This window comes from Cellulosimicrobium sp. TH-20, assembly GCF_002105775.1.
Classification (GTDB): Bacteria; Actinomycetota; Actinomycetes; order Actinomycetales; family Cellulomonadaceae; genus Cellulosimicrobium; species Cellulosimicrobium funkei.
This window is the reverse complement of the sequence record NZ_CP020857.1, coordinates 1,317,149-1,333,763: the sequence shown is the minus strand read 5'-3', so window position 1 is coordinate 1,333,763 and position 16,615 is coordinate 1,317,149. Positions and strand designations below refer to the sequence as shown.

General features: G+C 76.3%; 16 protein-coding genes. 8 read left to right on the top strand and 8 right to left on the bottom strand.

Going from position 1 to position 16,615, the window contains the following annotated elements:
* The first annotated feature begins 330 nt into the window (after positions 1-330).
* Genes B8281_RS05915 through B8281_RS05905 form a run of 3 tightly spaced genes read left to right on the top strand, consistent with a single transcriptional unit; the run spans position 331 to position 3,783 of the window.
* Entirely contained in the window at positions 331-735 is a 405-nt protein-coding gene (locus B8281_RS05915) for a molybdopterin-binding protein (RefSeq protein WP_085387225.1), read from the top strand.
* Positions 732-1,583 carry a molybdate ABC transporter substrate-binding protein gene (modA, locus tag B8281_RS05910; protein WP_085387224.1) on the top strand — a complete coding sequence of 284 codons (852 nt, stop codon included), beginning with the start codon at positions 732-734 and terminating at the stop codon, positions 1,581-1,583. Before B8281_RS05915 ends, modA begins: the two co-directional genes overlap by 4 nt.
* A 25-nt stretch (positions 1,584-1,608) precedes the next feature.
* Positions 1,609-3,783 carry an ABC transporter permease gene (locus tag B8281_RS05905; protein ID WP_085387223.1) on the top strand — a complete coding sequence of 725 codons (2,175 nt, stop codon included), beginning with the start codon at positions 1,609-1,611 and terminating at the stop codon, positions 3,781-3,783.
* Between the two features lie 67 nt (positions 3,784-3,850).
* Here the strand turns inward: B8281_RS05905 and B8281_RS05900 are convergent, their stop codons facing one another.
* On the bottom strand, positions 3,851-4,555 hold the full coding sequence (locus tag B8281_RS05900) for a FadR/GntR family transcriptional regulator (RefSeq protein ID WP_034655362.1): 705 nt from the start codon (positions 4,553-4,555) through the stop codon (positions 3,851-3,853).
* Between the two features lie 165 nt (positions 4,556-4,720).
* On the opposite strand from B8281_RS05900, the gene B8281_RS05895 reads away from it, so the two are divergent.
* Together B8281_RS05895 and B8281_RS05890 are read left to right on the top strand one after the other, a co-directional pair.
* The gene (locus B8281_RS05895; protein ID WP_081599830.1) at positions 4,721-5,296 is read left to right on the top strand and encodes a gluconokinase; all 576 of its coding nucleotides are present in this window, start codon (positions 4,721-4,723) and stop codon (positions 5,294-5,296) included.
* 130 nt (positions 5,297-5,426) lie between these two features.
* Positions 5,427-6,782, top strand: a complete 1,356-nt coding sequence (locus B8281_RS05890; RefSeq protein ID WP_232322767.1) for a GntP family permease — start codon at positions 5,427-5,429, stop codon at positions 6,780-6,782.
* A gap of 64 nt (positions 6,783-6,846) precedes the next feature.
* Here B8281_RS05890 and B8281_RS20015 read toward each other — a convergent pair whose 3' ends face one another.
* The 3 genes from B8281_RS20015 to B8281_RS05875 form a co-directional block, all read right to left on the bottom strand.
* Positions 6,847-8,535, bottom strand: coding sequence for a hypothetical protein (locus B8281_RS20015; RefSeq protein WP_085387221.1), 1,689 nt, complete (start codon positions 8,533-8,535; stop codon positions 6,847-6,849).
* An 87-nt stretch (positions 8,536-8,622) separates the two neighbouring features.
* Entirely contained in the window at positions 8,623-9,789 is a 1,167-nt protein-coding gene (locus B8281_RS05880) for a hypothetical protein (protein WP_085387220.1), read from the bottom strand.
* Positions 9,790-9,895: 106 nt separating this feature from the next.
* Entirely contained in the window at positions 9,896-11,062 is a 1,167-nt protein-coding gene (locus B8281_RS05875; protein WP_085387219.1) for a VIT1/CCC1 family protein, read from the bottom strand.
* A gap of 168 nt (positions 11,063-11,230) precedes the next feature.
* Between B8281_RS05875 and B8281_RS05870 the strand changes: the two genes are divergently transcribed.
* A complete protein-coding gene (locus B8281_RS05870) occupies positions 11,231-11,611 on the top strand; it encodes an FKBP-type peptidyl-prolyl cis-trans isomerase (protein ID WP_043659735.1) in 381 nt (126 codons plus the stop codon).
* 155 nt (positions 11,612-11,766) lie between these two features.
* Here B8281_RS05870 and B8281_RS05865 read toward each other — a convergent pair whose 3' ends face one another.
* Positions 11,767-12,513 carry a DedA family protein gene (locus B8281_RS05865; RefSeq protein ID WP_085387218.1) on the bottom strand — a complete coding sequence of 249 codons (747 nt, stop codon included), beginning with the start codon at positions 12,511-12,513 and terminating at the stop codon, positions 11,767-11,769.
* 284 nt (positions 12,514-12,797) lie between these two features.
* On the opposite strand from B8281_RS05865, the gene B8281_RS05860 reads away from it, so the two are divergent.
* Together B8281_RS05860 and B8281_RS05855 are read left to right on the top strand one after the other, a co-directional pair.
* A complete protein-coding gene (locus B8281_RS05860) occupies positions 12,798-13,385 on the top strand; it encodes a ribonuclease H (RefSeq protein WP_085387217.1) in 588 nt (195 codons plus the stop codon).
* A gap of 157 nt (positions 13,386-13,542) precedes the next feature.
* On the top strand, positions 13,543-14,625 hold the full coding sequence (locus B8281_RS05855) for a DNA-3-methyladenine glycosylase (RefSeq protein WP_232322691.1): 1,083 nt from the start codon (positions 13,543-13,545) through the stop codon (positions 14,623-14,625).
* A gap of 78 nt (positions 14,626-14,703) precedes the next feature.
* Here the strand turns inward: B8281_RS05855 and B8281_RS05850 are convergent, their stop codons facing one another.
* The 3 genes from B8281_RS05850 to B8281_RS05840 form a co-directional block, all read right to left on the bottom strand.
* On the bottom strand, positions 14,704-14,883 hold the full coding sequence (locus B8281_RS05850) for a hypothetical protein (RefSeq protein WP_021483013.1): 180 nt from the start codon (positions 14,881-14,883) through the stop codon (positions 14,704-14,706).
* Between the two features lie 162 nt (positions 14,884-15,045).
* Positions 15,046-15,744, bottom strand: coding sequence for a DsbA family protein (locus B8281_RS05845; protein WP_085387216.1), 699 nt, complete (start codon positions 15,742-15,744; stop codon positions 15,046-15,048).
* A 48-nt stretch (positions 15,745-15,792) separates the two neighbouring features.
* On the bottom strand, positions 15,793-16,419 hold the full coding sequence (locus tag B8281_RS05840; protein WP_085387215.1) for a DinB family protein: 627 nt from the start codon (positions 16,417-16,419) through the stop codon (positions 15,793-15,795).
* Between the last annotated feature and the right edge of the window lie 196 nt (positions 16,420-16,615).

Sequence of the window (16,615 nt, the reverse complement as noted above, 5' to 3'; positions counted from 1 at the left end):
AGCGTCATCGAGAAGTGGATCGCCGTGGACTGTCCGGGCTGCGGTGGCCCAGCCCGTGCCCGCGTCCTGCACATCATCGCCTGGGGCTCGATCCCCGGCTCCCGCGTCCCGCACCGAGTCAGCATCCTGTGCCCGCATCATTGCTCGATCACTCGCGACGAAGCGGCCTCGGCCGTACTCGTGTGCCCCGAGTGCCAGCTGCACGTCGCCTAGCCGCACGCCAGGGGCGTGCTCGGGGAAGCGGGAAGACTGCACTTCGCCAGCCGGGCCGCGAAGCCCAGCGCATCCCCGCCGGTGACAGTCCGCAGATGCGGGCCTACGGTTGCATTCATGCCGCACTTTCGGATCCGCGAGGCCGCGAACCTGCTCGGGGTCAGCGACGACACCGTCCGCCGCTGGGTCGACGCCGGGGACCTCGCCGCGAGCGCCGACGACGCCGGGCGCAAGGTCGTCGACGGCGCGGAGCTCGCGCGCTTCGCCGTCGCGCAGTCGCACCCGACGCCCGACCCGTCGGGCGTCGCCCGCTCGGCCCGCAACCGGTTCGTGGGGATCGTGACGGACGTCGTGAGCGACACCGTCATGTCCCAGGTCGAGATGCTCTGCGGCGGCCAGCGCGTCGTGTCCCTCATGAGCACGGAGGCCGTGCGCGAGCTGCGGCTCGAGCCCGGCAGCCTGGCCGTCGCGGTGGTCAAGGCGACGACCGTCATCGTCGAGACCCCCGGAGGAGCCGCGTGAGCGCGCCCGCCCGCACGACCACCCGCCGCGCCACCGGGGGCCCTCTCGCGGCGCTCGGGGCGGCGGCCCTGGTCGCCGGCCTCGCCGCGTGCGCCACGGACGCGGGGACCGACGACGGCGCCGCCCCGGACGCCGCGCGCACGACGGCCGCGGACCGCACCCTCACCGTGCTCGCCGCGGCCTCGCTGCGCGACGTGTTCACCGACCTCGCGACGGACTTCGAGGACGAGCACGACGGCGTGACCGTCGCCCTGTCGTTCGCCGGGTCGTCCGACCTGGGCGACCAGATCCTCGCCGGCGCGCCGGCCGACGTCTTCGCGTCCGCGGACGAGCGCTCCATGACGCGCGTCGTGGACGCGGGGGACGCCGCCGACCCCGTCGCGTTCGCGACGAACACGCTGACGATCGTCACGCCGCCCGGCAACCCCGCGGGTGTCGAGACGTTCGCCGACCTCGCGGGGGACGACGTCAAGGTCGTCGTGTGCGCGCCGCAGGTGCCGTGCGGCAGCGCGACCGACACCGTCGCCGAGGCCGCGGGCGTGACCCTCCACCGCGTGAGCGAGGAGGCCAGCGTCACCGACGTGCTCGGCAAGGTGACGGCGGGCGAGGCCGACGCGGGGCTCGTCTACGTCACCGACGCGACGCTCGCGGGCGACGACGTCGAGGTCGTGGACGTGCCCGAGACGAGCGCCGCGCTCAACGTCTACCCGATCGCGCTCGTCGCGGCGGCCGAGGACGCCGGCCCGGAGCAGGTCGCGCTCGCGCAGGCGTGGGTGGACCTCGTGACCGGCGACGCCGGGCAGGCCGCGCTCGCCGCCGCGGGCTTCGGCACGCCCGACGCACCGTGACCCCCGTGCCTCCCGGCGGCTCCTGATGCGCGGCCTGCCCCGCTGGGTCCTCGTCCCCGCGCTGCTGGGCGCGCTGTTCGTCGTCGTGCCCGTGGTGGCGATGGTCGGGCGCGTGGAGCTCACGCCGGGGCCGGACGGGACCGGCGGCTTCTGGGCGCTCGTGACCTCTCCGGCGGCTCTCGACGCGCTCGGCCTGTCGCTGCGCACGGCGCTCGCCGCGACGGCGTGCTGCGTGGTGCTCGGCGCGCCCATGGCTCTCGTCCTCGCGCGCACCACGTTCCCGGGGCAGCGCGTCGCACGCGCCCTCGTGCTCCTGCCGCTCGTGCTGCCGCCCGTCGTCGGCGGCATCGCGCTGCTGCACACGTTCGGGCGGCGGGGCCTGATCGGCCGGCACCTCGAGGTGCTGGGGATCGAGGTCGCGTTCACGACGACGGCCGTCGTGCTGGCGCAGACCTTCGTCGCGCTGCCGTTCCTCGTGCTCAGCCTGGAGGGCGCGCTGCGCAGCCAGGACACGCGCCTCGAGGACGTCGCCGCGACGCTCGGCGCTCGGCCCACGACCGTCCTGCGCCGGGTCACGCTCCCCCGCGTCCTGCCGGGGCTGCTGTCGGGCGCCGTGCTCGCGTTCGCGCGCGCCCTCGGCGAGTTCGGGGCGACCCTGACGTTCGCGGGCGCGCTGCAGGGCGTCACGCAGACCCTGCCGCTCGAGATCTACCTCCAGCGCAGCGCGGACCCGGACAGCGCGGTCGCGCTGTCGTTCGTGCTCGTCGTGGTGGCGGTCCTCATCACCGCGGTCGTCCACGGGCCGCGCGTGCTCGGGGCCTCGTGCCCGCGGCGGGGCGTCGAGGGCTCCCTGCCCGACGGCGGCCCCCGCCCCCGCGCCGTCGTCTCCCCTGCCCCGCAGGCCGGCCCGCCGGCCGACCGGGCCCCGGCACCCGCCGGGCCTGCGGCCCCGACGCCCCCCGCCGCGCTGACCGTGCGCGCGGTCGTGCCGGAGCGCGGGCTCGACGTGGAGCTCACCGTCGCGCCGGGCGAGGTCGTGGCGGTGCTCGGCGAGAACGGCGCGGGCAAGTCCACGCTCGTGCAGGTCGTCGCGGGCCTGCTCACGCCCGGCGAGGCCCCGGGTGCGCGCGTCGCCGTCGGGCACGACGACGTCTCGCGCCTCCCGCCGCGCCGTCGCCACCTCGCGTGGCTGAGCCAGCGCCCGCTGCTGTTCGAGCACCTGTCGGTCGAGGACGACGTCGCGTTCGGCCTCCGGTCCCGGGGCGTGCCCCGCGCTCGTGCCCGCGAGGAGGCCCGGGACGCGCTCGCCCGCGTCGGCGCGGCGGACCTCGCGCGGCGCCGCTCGACCGACCTCTCGGGCGGGCAGGCGCAGCGCGTCGCGATCGCCCGGGCGCTCGTGACCGACCCGCGCGTGCTCCTGCTCGACGAGCCGCTCGCGTCGCTCGACGTCGGCGTCGCGCAGCACGTCAGGACCGTGCTGCACCACGCGCAGCGCGAGCACCCGCGCACGACCCTGCTCGTGACCCACGACCTGCTCGACGTGCTGCTCCTCGCGGACCGCGTCGTCGTGCTGGGGGGCGGCCGCGTCGTCGAGGACGGCCCGGTCGACGCGGTGCTCACACGGCCGCGGTCCCGGTTCGCCGCGCGCCTCGCGGGCGTCAACCTGCTCGCGGGGAGCGTCGCGCACGTCGCCGTCCCGGAGCCGGCGCGGACGGCGGGCGGTGGTGCGTCGGAGACAGCGGGCGGGACCGCGGACGGGACGGACCTGGTCGAGGTCGCGGCGGACGGCCCGGGCGCGGAGACCATCGCGCGCGAGGTGACCGTCGCCGTCGACGGCGCGGAGGTCCGCGTGCACGGGACGGCGGACGAGCCGCTCGCGGTCGGGGGCGGCGCCGTGGCGGTGTTCGAGCCGCGCGCGGTCGCCGTGCACCGCACGACGCCCGAGGGCAGCCCGCGCAACGCGTACCGGGTCGTCGTGACGAGCGTCGAGCCGCACGGGCCGCTCCTGCGCGTGTGGGGACGCGCGGTGGACGACGACCCGGGCGACCCGACCGCGGGGGCGACGACCGCCGTCGGGCACGACGCGCCGCGCCTGGCCGCGGACCTCACGCCGCGCGCGGTCGCCGAGCTCGGCCTGGTGCCGGGCGAGCGCGTCTGGTTCGTCGTCAAGGCGGCCGAGGTCCGCGTGCACCCGCGCTGAGCCCGCGGGACCTGCCAGCCCCGACGGGACCGGGACGCGCCGCTCAGGCGGGGCCGGGGCGTGCCGCTCAGGCGGGAGCAGGCGGGACCCCGTCGAGCGCGGTGCGGACCTCGCCGACGATCGCGGCCATCGCGGCCTCGGCGGCCTCCGGGTCGCCGTCCGCGACCGCGCGCGCGACCGCCTCGTGCTGGTCGAGGGCCTCGGGGACGGGCGAGGCGGGCATGAGGCCCAGGTGCGTCCGGCCGCTGAGGACGGCCGCGACGACCCCCGCGAGCGCGCCGAACATCTCGTTGCCGCTCGCGCGGAGCAGGATCTCGTGGAACCGGACGTCGAGGGCGAGGAACTCCTCGAGGTCGCCCGCCTCCCCGAGCAGGCGCATGCGACCGGCCGCGGCGACGAGCTCGGCGCGCTCGGCGGGCGTGGCGTGGAGCGCGGCCCCGGCGGCGGCCAGCGGCTCGACGGCGTGCCGCAGCTCGGTGAGCGTGCGGAGCTGCGGGTCACGGCCGGGGCCCTCGAGACGCCAGCGGATGACGCGCGGGTCGAGCACGTTCCAGTCCTCGATGCCGAGCACGACGATCCCGACGCGGCGCCTCGACCGCACGAGCCCGAGCCCTTCGAGGAGCCGCATGACCTCGCGCGCGACGGTGCGCGACACCCCGAACTCGGAGCCGATCGACTCCAGGGTCAGCGGCGTGCCCGCGGGGACGTCGCCGCTGGTGATGCGACGTCCGAGAGTGTCGAGCACGGTGGTGTGCAGGACCGTCGTCGCCATGTCTCGCAGCCTAGTGGCGGCCAATGGTGCTATCAATCACTTGCCAAAGGTGCTACCAATGCCCCACAGTGGAGGCCGAGGACGACCACGACGGTCGCCACCGGGACGGCCGGGCCCCAGGCACCGCCCCGACCGGACGCCCCCACCCGACACGGAAGTCGACACATGGACACGGACGTCAGCTCCACCGACCGGCCCGACGACGCCGGGAACCACCCCCTGCCCCAGCACCTCGTCGTGATGGGCGTGGCCGGCTCGGGCAAGACCACCGTCGCGACGCTGCTCGCGCAGCGCCTCGGCACCGAGTACGCGGAGGCCGACCGCTTCCACCCGCAGGCCAACATCGACAAGATGAGCGCCGGGACGCCGCTCACCGACGACGACCGGTGGCCCTGGCTCGAGGCGATCCGCGACTGGCTGAGCAGCGAGGCGGAGGCCGGCCGGTCCGGCGTCGTCACGTGCTCCGCGCTCAAGCGCACCTACCGCGACCTGCTGCGCACGGCCCGCGGCGAGGTGTGCTTCGTCCACCTCGACGGCACCCCCGAGCTCCTCGCCGAGCGCATGCAGCACCGCAGCGGGCACTTCATGCCCACGTCGCTCCTGCCGTCGCAGCTCGCCACGCTCGAGCCCCTGGCCGACGACGAGCCCGGCTTCACGCTCGACGTCTCCGCCACGCCCGAGCAGGTCGTGGAGGAGATCCTCGCCCGGACCCGCCTGAGCGACGCCTCGGGCACGCGCTGAGCGACGCCTCGGGCGAGCGCTGAGCCGCGCCGCCCTCCCTGACCCTCACCCCTGCACCACGCACCACGCACCACGCACCCGACCCGACCGTCGACGGAGACACCATGCCCCCGAGGACTGGACCCAGACCCTGACCGCCGGACCGCTGCTCGCCATCGCCGCCGGCGCGATCGCGATCCTGCTGTTCCTCATCATCAAGCTCAAGCTGCACGCCTTCGTGGCGCTCATCCTCGTCAGCCTGCTCACCGCGGTGGTCGCCGGCATCCCGACGGGGTCGATCGTCGAGGTGCTCACCGCCGGGTTCGGCTCGACGCTCGCGACCGTCGCGCTCCTCGTCGGGCTCGGCGCCATGCTCGGCAGGCTCGTCGAGACGAGCGGCGGCGCCAAGGTCATGGCCGACTTCCTCATCGAGAAGTTCGGGGAGAAGCGGGCGCCGTTCGCGCTCGGTCTCGCCTCCCTCATCTTCGGCTTCCCCATCTTCTTCGACGCCGGTCTCGTCGTCATGCTGCCGATCGTCTTCTCCGTCGGGCGTCGGCTGGGCGGCTCGCTCCTCCTCTACGGCCTGCCCGTCGCGGGTGCGTTCTCCGTCATGCACATCTACGTGCCGCCGCACCCCGGCCCCGTCGCCGCGACAGAGTTCCTCGGCGCGAACATCGGCATCGTCATCCTGCTCGGCCTCGTCGTCGCCATCCCGACGTGGTACGTCACGAGCTACCTGTTCGGCCGCTTCGCCGGACGCCGCATCGAGCTACCCATCCCCGCGATCCTCGGCGAGGCCGACGAGGACCAGCTCGAGAACCCGCCGAAGTTCGGCACCGTCGTCGCGATCCTCCTGCTCCCGCTCGTGCTCATCTTCGCCAACACGGGCCTCGACGCGCTGCGCGCGGCCGGAGCCGTCGACGGGGACAACCCCGCCGTGCAGACGCTGCGCGCCATCGGCGCGACGCCCGTCGCGCTGCTCATCACCGTGCTCGTCGCCGCCTGGGTCCTGGGCCGCCGCCGCGGCGTCTCCGGGACGGCGCTGGAGAAGACCCTCGACTCGGCGCTCGGCCCGGTGTGCTCGGTCATCCTCATCACCGGCGCGGGCGGCATGTTCGGTGGCGTCCTGCGTGCGACCGGGATCGGCGACGCGCTCGCCGACGTGCTCGGCGACCTCGGCCTGCCCGTCATCGTGGCCGGGTTCCTCATCGCGGCGATCCTCCGCGTGGCGCAGGGTTCCGCGACCGTCGCGCTGACCACCGCGGCAGGGCTCATCGCCCCGGCGGTGGAGGCCGGCGGGTTCAACGCGATCGAGCTCGCCGCGGTCGTCGTGGCCGTCGCAGCGGGCTCGGTGGTGCTCAGTCATGTGAACGACTCCGGGTTCTGGCTCGTGGGCCGGTTCTTCGACATGGACGTCAAGACGACCCTCCGCACGTGGACGGTGATGGAGACGGCCATCGGCGTCATGGGCTTCGCCATCGCGGCCCTCGTCTTCGCCGTCGCGTAGCGCGCGACGAGCGCGGCCAGGACCGCCCGGGCAGCTGCCCGGGCGGTCCTGGCGTCTCTGGACGTCAGCTCCGGTCGGTGAAGACCGGGGTGTAGGCGTCCGGGTCCGCGACCCAGGACTTCCGGCGGAAGCGCTGGAGCGACAGACCGAGCAGCGTCAGCAGCCCGGCCATGACGAGCAGACCCAGGTCACCGCCCGCGCCCGTCGTGGCGAGGGCGGTCGGGCCCGACGCCGTGACGGCACCGGACGCGGCGGTCACCGCACCGGTCGCGGCACCGGCCGAGGTGCCCGTCCCCGTGCTCACCGGGTTGAGCACCCGGGTCACCGAACCGCCGGTCGTCCCCGGGTCCGCCGGGCCGGTCGGGCCCGTGGGGCCCGTGGGGTCGGTGGGGTCGGTGGGGTCGGTGGGGTCCGTCGGGTCGGTCGGGTCCGTGGGGTCCGTCGGGTCGGTCGGGTCCGTCGGCACGACGGCGGACGTCGGGCACCCCGCCGAGGCGTCGCCCAGGAGGCCCACACCCACGCCGCAGACCGTCACGGGCACGGTCACCGGCAGGTCGACGTCCAGGTCGGGCAGCGCCCCGAGGACGCCGTCCTCACCGAGCACGCCGTCCAGCACGCCGCCGTCGCCCAGCAGCCCGTCCTCGCCCAGCACGCCGTCGAGCAGACCGTCGCCCGACGAGCCGCCGAGCAGGTCGTCCACGAGACCGTCCTCGCCGAGCACGCCGTCCAGCAGGCCGTCGCCCTCACCGAGCAGACCGCCCCCGAGGAGCCCGTCGCCCAGCAGGTCGTCGACGAGGCCGTCCTCGCCGAGGACGCCGTCGAGCAGGCCCGAGCCGTCGGTGCCGGTCGAGCCGGTCCCGTCGCCCGAACCCTCGCCGGCCGTCCCGCCGCCGACCGTGGCGTCACCGCCCACACCGACGGCGACACCCGACACGTCCACCGGGACGGTCACCGGCACGTCGAGGTCCACGCCGGACGCCTCCTCGCCGGTCGAGCCGTCGGCGCCACCACCGGCCGCGGGAGCCGACGGCTGCGCCGGAGCCGGCGTCACCTCCGCGTCGCCCAGGACACCGGCAGCGACCCCCGACACGTTCACCGGGACCGCCACCGGCACGTCGACGTCCACCCCGGACGCCTCCTCGCCGGTGGAGCCCTCGGCCCCACCACCGGTCGCCGGAGCCGACGGCTGCGCCGCCGGAGCCGGGGCCACCGTGGCGTCCCCCAGGACACCGGCAGCGACCCCCGACACGTTCACCGGAACCGTCACCGGCACGTCGAGGTCGACGTCCGCCGGGTCCGCCCCCGTGGCAGGAGCAGGCTCCGGCGCGGGCGCCGGCTCGGCCGGTGCCTGGGTCACCGCGGCGTCACCGAGGACACCGGCAGCGACACCCGACACGTCCACCGGGATCGTCACGGGTACGTCCACGTCCACGTCCGCGGGAGCCGCCGGGGCGGGCTCCCTCGTGGGCGCGGGCGCGGGAGCCGGAGCGGGCTCCGGCGCGGACGTGACGGCGGCGTCGCCCAGGGCGCCCACCGCGACGTCGGACACGGTCACGGGGACGTGCACGGGCACGTCGACCGCGACGTCGGGCAGGACCTCGGTCACTTGGCTCAGCGGAGCCTCGACCGACACGTCCAGTCCGAGATCGCCGAGGAGGTCGCCCTCGGCTGCGTGGGCCGCTCCGGCCCCGACGACCACGAGGCCGCCTGTGACGAGCGCTGTGCGCAGCGCGCGCCGGACGAAGGTGTGCATGGTCGTTTCTCTTTCCTGCTCAGAAGTGGCTGGCGCACGACGGCGCCGGGTCGCGTCTGCCGCGCTCGGGGCGCGACGCGAGCCACGTCAGGCAGGAGAGACGGGGACCTCGAAGAAGGTCGAGGGGTGCATCGACCGCGCGTCGTCCACGACGGCGGTCCAGGAGGAGAGCGCGGGAGCGTCGGCACCGCTGCCGACCGCCGCGAGCTCGCCGCCCGCCCCGGCGCGCTGCGCGCTGCCGGAGGGCGAGGGAGTGGTGCCGGGGCCGCCGTCGGAGGGGACGCCCCCGGGGCCGGCCGGCCCGTCGGAGGGCAGCGCCGCGCCCGGCGGCGCGCCGTTCGGTGCGACGTCGACCGCCGCCGTCCGGGCGCGCGCGTCCCTCGCGGCGACATCCTCGGGGCCGTCGCGGCCCGTCGTGGTGGCGCTGGGCTCGGCGGCCGCCGGTGCGGCGGGCGGGAGCGAGGGGACGGCGGTCACCGACGGCGCGGCCACGGCGCCGCCCGGGTCGACCGTGCCCGGCGTCGACGGGACGCCGACCGGCGGGTCGTCCGCGCCGGGGGTGCCCGTGCCAGGGGTCCCGGGGAGCAGCGGCGTCAGCGGGTCCAGCGGAGCGAGCGGGCTCGTGATCGGGCCGAGCACCGGGTCGGTCACGGGGGCCAGGACGTCGAGGACCGGCGTCAGCGCCTCCAGGACCGGGGTCACCGGGTCGAGCGCGGGCGAGACCGTCTCGAGCACGGGGTTCACCACGGGGGCGACCGCCTCGACGACGGGCGTCGCGGCCGGCACGACGGCGTCGAGCACCGGCGTCGTCACGGGCGCGACGGCGTCGGTCACCGGCTGCACGACGGGCGCCACCGGCTCCACGACCTGCTCGACCACGGGGGCGACCGGCTGGACGACCTGCTCGACCACCGGCGCGACGGGCCGCGCGACCTCCTCGACCACCGGGGCGGCGGGGGTGACGACCTTCTCCACGACCGGGGCGACGGGCTGGACCACGGGGGCGACGACGTCGCGCACGACGGGCTTGACCACGTCCTGGACGACCGGGTCGACGACGGTCTGCACCGTGGACGTCACGGGCGAGAGGGCCTTGCCGAGTCCGAGCGGGTCGTCCGCGGCGGACGCGCCGCCCGCGGTCGCGACGGCGAACGCGAGGCCGGCACCGAGACCGCCACCGGCGACGAGCGCGCGCACGAGCCAGCGACGGGCGGCCGGTGCGCGCCTGCCCTGCGCGTCGTGAGTCGCGTCCATCGTGTGCCCCGTGGGTCGTCGGTGCAGCGAAGGGGCGGGCCGTGGGGCCCGTCCGAGGTCACGGTAGGCACGGGAGTGTGACGCTCACCACTCGACGCGCCGGATTTCACCCGACGGTTGCCCCGAACACCAGGCCGAGCGCGTACGTGGCCGCGGCCGCGCCGAACCCGATGGCGATCTGGCGCAGGGCCCGCGTGAGCGGGGACGTCCCCGAGAGGAGGCCCACGGTCGCGCCCGTCGCGAGCAGCGCGATCCCGACGAGGAGCGCCGCGACCCCGACCGCGAGGAAGCCCGTCATCCCGAGGAGGTACGGCACGACCGGGATGAGCGCACCCGACGCGAAGAAGAGGAACGACGAGACCGCCGCCCCCATCGCGGTCCCGTGCGTCTCGTGCTCGTCGATGCCGGGCGGCGGCGCGATCACGGTCTGCTGCGTGTACGTCGCGAGGACGTCGGCCGCGTGCTCCTCGGCCTCGGCGGGCGCCATGCCGCGCGCCCGGTAGACGAGCGCGAGCTCGTTCGCGTCCACGTCGAGGTCGGGCAGCGCCGCCGACGCCTGCGGGCTCGGCGTCGACGCGTCGAGGAGCTCGCGCTGCGAGCGCACGGACACGTACTCCCCCGCGCCCATCGAGAGGGCCCCCGCGAGCAGGCCCGCGAGGCCCGAGAGCAGCACCGTGCTGTTCGACGCACCCGAGGCGCCGATGCCGAGGATCAGCGCGAGGTTCGACACGAGGCCGTCGTTCGCGCCGAACACCGCCGCGCGGAACGTCCCGGACATGCGGTTGCGCCCGCGCGTCGCGAGGCCGCGCACGACCTCCTCGTGGATCCGCTCGTCGGCGGCCATCCGGGGCGTCGCGTCGGCGTCGGTCGCGTACGTCGAGCGCGCCTCGGCCCGCTGGGCGAGCGCGAGCACGAACACGCCGCCGAAGCGCCGCGCGAGCCACCCGAGCGTGCGGGTGCGCCAGTCGCCGCGCAGCGGCCGTCCCGTGTCCTCGCCGAGCAGGTCGAGCCAGTGCTGCTCGTGACGGCGCTCCGCCTCCGCGAGCGCCAGCAGGATGTCCCGCTCCTCGCCCGTCCGGCGGCTCGCGAGGTCCCGGTACACCGCGGCCTCGGCGCGCTCGTCGGCCAGGAAGCGGCGCCACCGCCGCACCTCCTGCGGGGAGGGCCGGTGCCCGACGGCGGTCGGCGGCACCGCCGTCGGCGGCACCTCGGGTGCGCCCGGGCGCGCGGGGTCGGCGGGCACGCCGGAGGGCGGCTCAGGTGTGGTGGGCATGCCTCCATGATGGCGATTTTCGGGCTCGCGGTGTTGCGCGTCGCCGAACGGGACGTGCGGGGCGCCCCCGACCGGGGTTGCGGACGACCCCAACCTCGACCCCGCGCCGGAGCGCCGTCCGGCTCCGCACGCCGGACCGGGCGCCCGCCGCCGTGGTTGGATCGGAGCATGACCACTGGAGAGAACGGACTGTCCCGTCCCGAGGTCGACGCCCCGGAGGGTCCCGCGCCCACCGAGCTCGTCGTCGAGGACATCACCGTGGGCGACGGCCCCGAGGCCACGCCCGGCGCGACCGTGAACGTGCACTACCTCGGCGTCGAGTACGAGACGGGCGAGGAGTTCGACGCGTCGTGGAACCGCGGCGAGTCGATCAACTTCCCGCTGCGCAGCCTCATCGCGGGCTGGCAGCAGGGCATCCCGGGCATGAAGGTCGGCGGGCGCCGCAAGCTCGTCGTGCCGCCGGAGCTCGCGTACGGCCCGGCGGGCGGCGGGCACCGCCTGTCCGGCAAGACGCTGATCTTCGTCATCGACCTGCTCGGCGTGTCCTGACCGACGCGTCCAAGAGCGAGCGGGGGGCCCCGGCCGTCGGCCGGGGCCCTCGTGCGTCCCGGCCCGTCCGGGGCGTCTCGGGCGTCACGGGACGGGTCGACCGTCACAGGGCGGGGCGGGGCGGGTCGGCCGTCCCGGGGCGGGTCTGGCGGGCCCTAGCTCCCGGCGCCGGGGCACGGGACGAGGGCAGGGTCCGTCTCCTCGGGCGCGCCGCCCGGCCCCGCGAGCGCCGCGACGGCTGCCGGGATCGGGACCGGTCCGGTCACCGGGGCGAGGGCCCGCTCGCGCCGCGCCGCGCGGAGCCGGACGACGGTGTCGACGAGGACGCCCAGCAGGATGCCCCCGACGACGCCCACCACGACGGCGAGCAGCGGGCTGTCGCCGACCCACGCGGCGGCGAGCGTCCCGATGACCACGGAGTACGTCGCCCACGTCGCAGAGGCGACGGCGGAGAGCGCCATGAACCGCCGCCGCGAGAACCCGACCGCGCCGGCGGTCACGTTGACGGCCGTGCGCCCGACGGGGACGAACCGCGCCCCGAGCACGACGGACGCGCCACGCCGGTCGAGGGACCGCGTGGCCCACTCGACCGCGCGCCGCCCGCGCGCGCCCCGCAGGGCGGGCAGGGCACGGGTGCCGAGCGCGCGCCCCAGGGCGTAGGCGAGCTGGTCGCCGCACCAGGCGCCGAGCGCGGCGACCGCGAGCACGATCCCCCACGCGACCCCGCCGCCCGACTGGGCCGCGACGGCGAGCATGACGATCACCGTCTCGCCCGGGATCGGCGGGAAGAACCCGTCGCCGGCGGTCGTCGCGAAGAGCACGGGGAGCGCCCACGCCGAGTCCACGAGCGCGAGCAGCCACGACTCGACCTGTCCCCACAGCTCCACGACCCACGCGACCATGCGTCCCAGCCTCGACGGCGCCGCCCCGCCGCACCATGGGGTATCCCCCGGTTCTCCCCTGAGGCGACCCCGAGCGACGACGAAGGACCGGGACCGCCGGAGTTCCCGTACGTCGTCCCGGGACGCCCCGGAACGGCCCGCGGGGGGGTGGGCCGCGCGCCTCCCGGAGGGGCGTCGTCGGACACGTGCACCACGACCCTCCCGGGCGGGGGACAATGGCGCCGACGCATTCGCCTCCCCGCGCCGCAGCCGGCGGGCGGGATCGTCCGTGATCGAGGAGCGCTGTGATCACTGTCAGCACCGACGGCTCGTGCCTGAGCAACCCGGGCGGAGCCATCGGGTGGGCGTGGATCAACCACGACGGCACGTTCGACTCCGGCGGCGCCGTGAGCGGGACCAACCAGGTCGCCGAGCTCACCGCGCTGCTCCAGGCGGTGCGCGCCCACCCGGGCGCAGAGCCGCTGCTCATCGAGTCCGACTCGCAGTACGCGATCAAGTGCGCGTCCGAGTGGGTGGTCGCCTGGAAGCGCAAGGGGTGGCGGACGGCGGGCGGCCAGCCCGTGAAGAACCTCGAGCTCGTCCAGGCGATCGACCGGGTCATCGCCGAGCGCGCGGGGCCCGTCCGGTTCCGCTGGGTGCGCGGCCACGTGGGCGACCCGTTCAACGAGCGCGCGGACCAGCTCGCGGGCCTCGCCGCCCAGGACTGGGCCGCGGGCCGCGGGGACCTCGACGGCACGCTCGTGCCCGAGCTCGGCGACCCGACCCGGTCGCCGGGCCGCGTGCCCGCACCGGCCGCCGCCGACCGGGGTGCACCCGCGGCCCGGCAGGCCGCGCCCGAGCCGGCGTGGGACATGGACACCCTCTTCGACTGACCCCTCCCGCCGAGCACGACCCTGCTCCGGGTCGAGCACGACCCTGCTGTCGCGAACGGGCCGATACCGCCAGCAACGTCGTGCTCGACGGCCGGGCGGTGAAGAGCGGTGAGGGCGGCGGGGTCGGGGCGTCGGCGGCGGGTGCGACCATGGACGGGTGACCGTCCTGCCGAGCACGGGCCGCGCGCCCGCCGAGCGCACGGTCGGCGACCTCGCGCAGCCCGGGCCGACGGCGCAGGCTGGCCCGACGACGCAGGCTGGCCCTCACGCGCCGGCTGGGCTTCCGGCGCGACCCGGTGCGAGCGCGCAGTCCGGCGCGCCGCTCGCGCGTCGCTTCCGGTCGGGGCGGCCGCTCGACCTGCACCTCACGCTCGACCGGCTCGCGCGGGGCCCCTACGACCCGACGTTCCGCCGCACGCCGTCCGGCGACGTGTGGCGCACGACCCGCGCGGAGAGCGGGCCCGCCGCCTACCGGCTGGTGCAGACCGGGCCGTGCGACGTCGTCGGGCACGCGTGGGGGCCGGGCGCCGCGGAGGTGCTCGACGGCCTGCCCCGCCTGCTCGGCGAGGACGACGACGACACGGGCTTCGCCCCGCCCGCGGTGCTGCGCGACGCCCACCGCCGCAGCCCCGGCCTGCGGATCCCGCGCACGGGGCGCGTGCTGGAGGCGCTCGTGCCGGCGATCCTCGAGCAGCGCGTGCAGTCCGTCGCGGCGTGGCGCTCGTGGAGCTGGCTCCTGCGTCGGCACGGCGAGCGCGCCCCGGGGCCCGCGGGCGACGCCGGGATGCTCGTCGTGCCCGACGCGGCCACCTGGGCGCGCGTCCCCACGTGGGACTGGCACCGCGCGAACGTCGACCCTGGCCGCGCGCGGACGGTCGTCGCGGCGGCGCGCGTCGCCCGGCGCCTCGAGGAGTGCGACCGCCTGCGCGACGTCCAGGGCGCGCCGGCCGCGCAGGCGCGGCTGCAGGCCGTGCCCGGCGTGGGCGTGTGGACGGCGGCCGAGGTCGCGCAGCGGGCGCTGGGCGACCCGGACGCCGTGTCCGTGGGCGACTACCACCTGGCCAAGGCGGTCGGGTGGGCGCTCGTGGGCGAGCGCGTCGACGACGAGCGCATGCTCGAGCTGCTCGCGCCGTACGCGCCGCACCGCTACCGCGTGGTGCGGCTCCTCGAGGTCTCCGGCCGGGCGCAGGCCCCGCGGCGCGGCCCGCGCCTGTCGATCCAGGACCACCGCCGCAACTGACCGGCCCCCGCCCCTCGCCGGGTGCAGGAAAGAGCCGCCGGAACGAGGCGTTCCGGCGGCTCTCTCAGGCACTCACGGTTACTCGGGGAGCGCGCACGACCCGTCGACGCACACCGCGGCGTCGTCGGCGCCCACGAGCGTGAGGCCCGGCGCGGGCTCACGGTGCGGGGCGGCGGCGTCCGCGGCGCTCACGGTCATGAGCGTCGTGCGGCGCGGGTTCGCGATCGAGTGGTAGAGGTTCGTGGTCGTGTCCGTCATCTGAGGCCTCCTCGTGGGATTCACGGGCGCCGGTGCACGTGTGGGCCGGCGTCGGTGCGGGCTGCGTCCAGTCTGGGTGATACCGAGTCGCAGTTCCACCGCACCGGGTGTGAGATGCGTCGCTTCCACGCCGCATCCCGATGTCGTCCGGGACGCCGCGGCTCAGGCCGCGTCACGCTCCGCGACGGCCTGCTGCAGCACCTGGACGAACACGGCCGGGTCCTGCGCACCCGAGACGCCGTACCGCCCGTCGACCACGAAGAACGGCACGCCGTTGATCCCGTAGGCGCGCGCCTGGTCGATGTCGGCCTGGACGTCGTCGGCCCAGCGCCCGTCCTCGAGCGCCGCGACGACCTCCGCGCGGTCGAGCCCGACCTCCGCCGCGAGGTCCGCGAGCTCCGCGACCCGGCCGACGTGACGGCCCTCCTCGAAGTACGCCTTGAGCAGCCGCTCCTTCATCTCGACCTGCTTGCCGTGCGCCTTCGCGTGGTGCAGCAGCTCGTGGGCCGTGAGCGTCTTGGTGTGCTGGAGCGCGTCGAAGTCGTAGCGCAGCCCCTCGGCCGCGGCGAGCTGCGTCATCTGCCCGAGCATCTGCTCGACCTGAGCGCGCGGCATCCCCTTGTGCCCGGCGAGGAAGTCCACCTCGGTGCCGTCGAAGTCGACGGGCGTGTCGGGCGCGAGCTCGAACGAGTGGTACTCGATGTCGACCTGCGGCCCGTCACCCGACTCCGCGAGGCGGCCGAGCGCCGTCTCGAGGCGTCGCTTGCCGACGTAGCACCAGGGGCACGCGACGTCGGACCAGATGTCGATCTTCACCGTAGGGGCGGCGGCGTCCGTCGGCGCCGGGCTGTTCGTGGTCATGTGACGCTTCAACCATCTGGGCGGCCGCGCGATTCCCGCGGCGGGCGGTCAGTGGGTGCCGTGCGCCGCGCGGTACAGGTCCTGGAGCACCATGATCTCGGCGCCGTGGTGCACGAGCTCGCGGTTCATGTGCGCGACGAGGTGGGCGAACGGCGCCTGCGCGTCGATCTCCGTCGCCTGGCTGAGCCCGACCGTGAATGCTCCGTCCTCGGGCAGGCCGTCGACGCCCGCGCGCCACCGCTCGACCTCGTGCCGCAGCCCGTCGACGGCGGGCCCGACCTCCCCCGAGAAGGTCACCGCGTCCCGGCGCCGCTCGTGCGGCCCGAACGTCCACTCCCAGCGCTCGAAGAACGCCTCGGTGAGGTGCGCGACGAGCCACGCCACCGTGCGCGGCTGCGGCGAGTCCGGGCCCTCCGGCCACTCCATCACCCACTCGCCCGCGCCGAGCGTGCGCGGCGTGCGCTCCGACCCCCGCCGCACGACCCGCAGCGCGTCCGGGCCCGGCTCCCACTCGAGCTCCGCCTGCGTCAGCGTCGCGAGCCGGTCGCTCAGCTCGAGCCACGAGAAGCCGAGCTGCCCCCGCACGACGGCGAGCGCCGTCGGCACCGTGAGGATGGACCAGTCGAACTCCGGGCTGCCGTACGCGGTCTGCCCGTCCGCCGTCTCGTGCACCATCGCGGTTCCTCCCCCGGACCGGCACGTCGGCGTCCCGCCGCGGCGCGGTCGCCGACGTCCTCGTCCGCGCGGTCTTTCCGACCACGCGTCCGGCCACCCTGCCGGGCCTCGCGGGGCGTGTCAACGCGGGCCGCACCCCGACGGCCGCACCCTGGCCCACCCCGGCCGGCCGCACCCCGGCGCACCCCGGCACGCA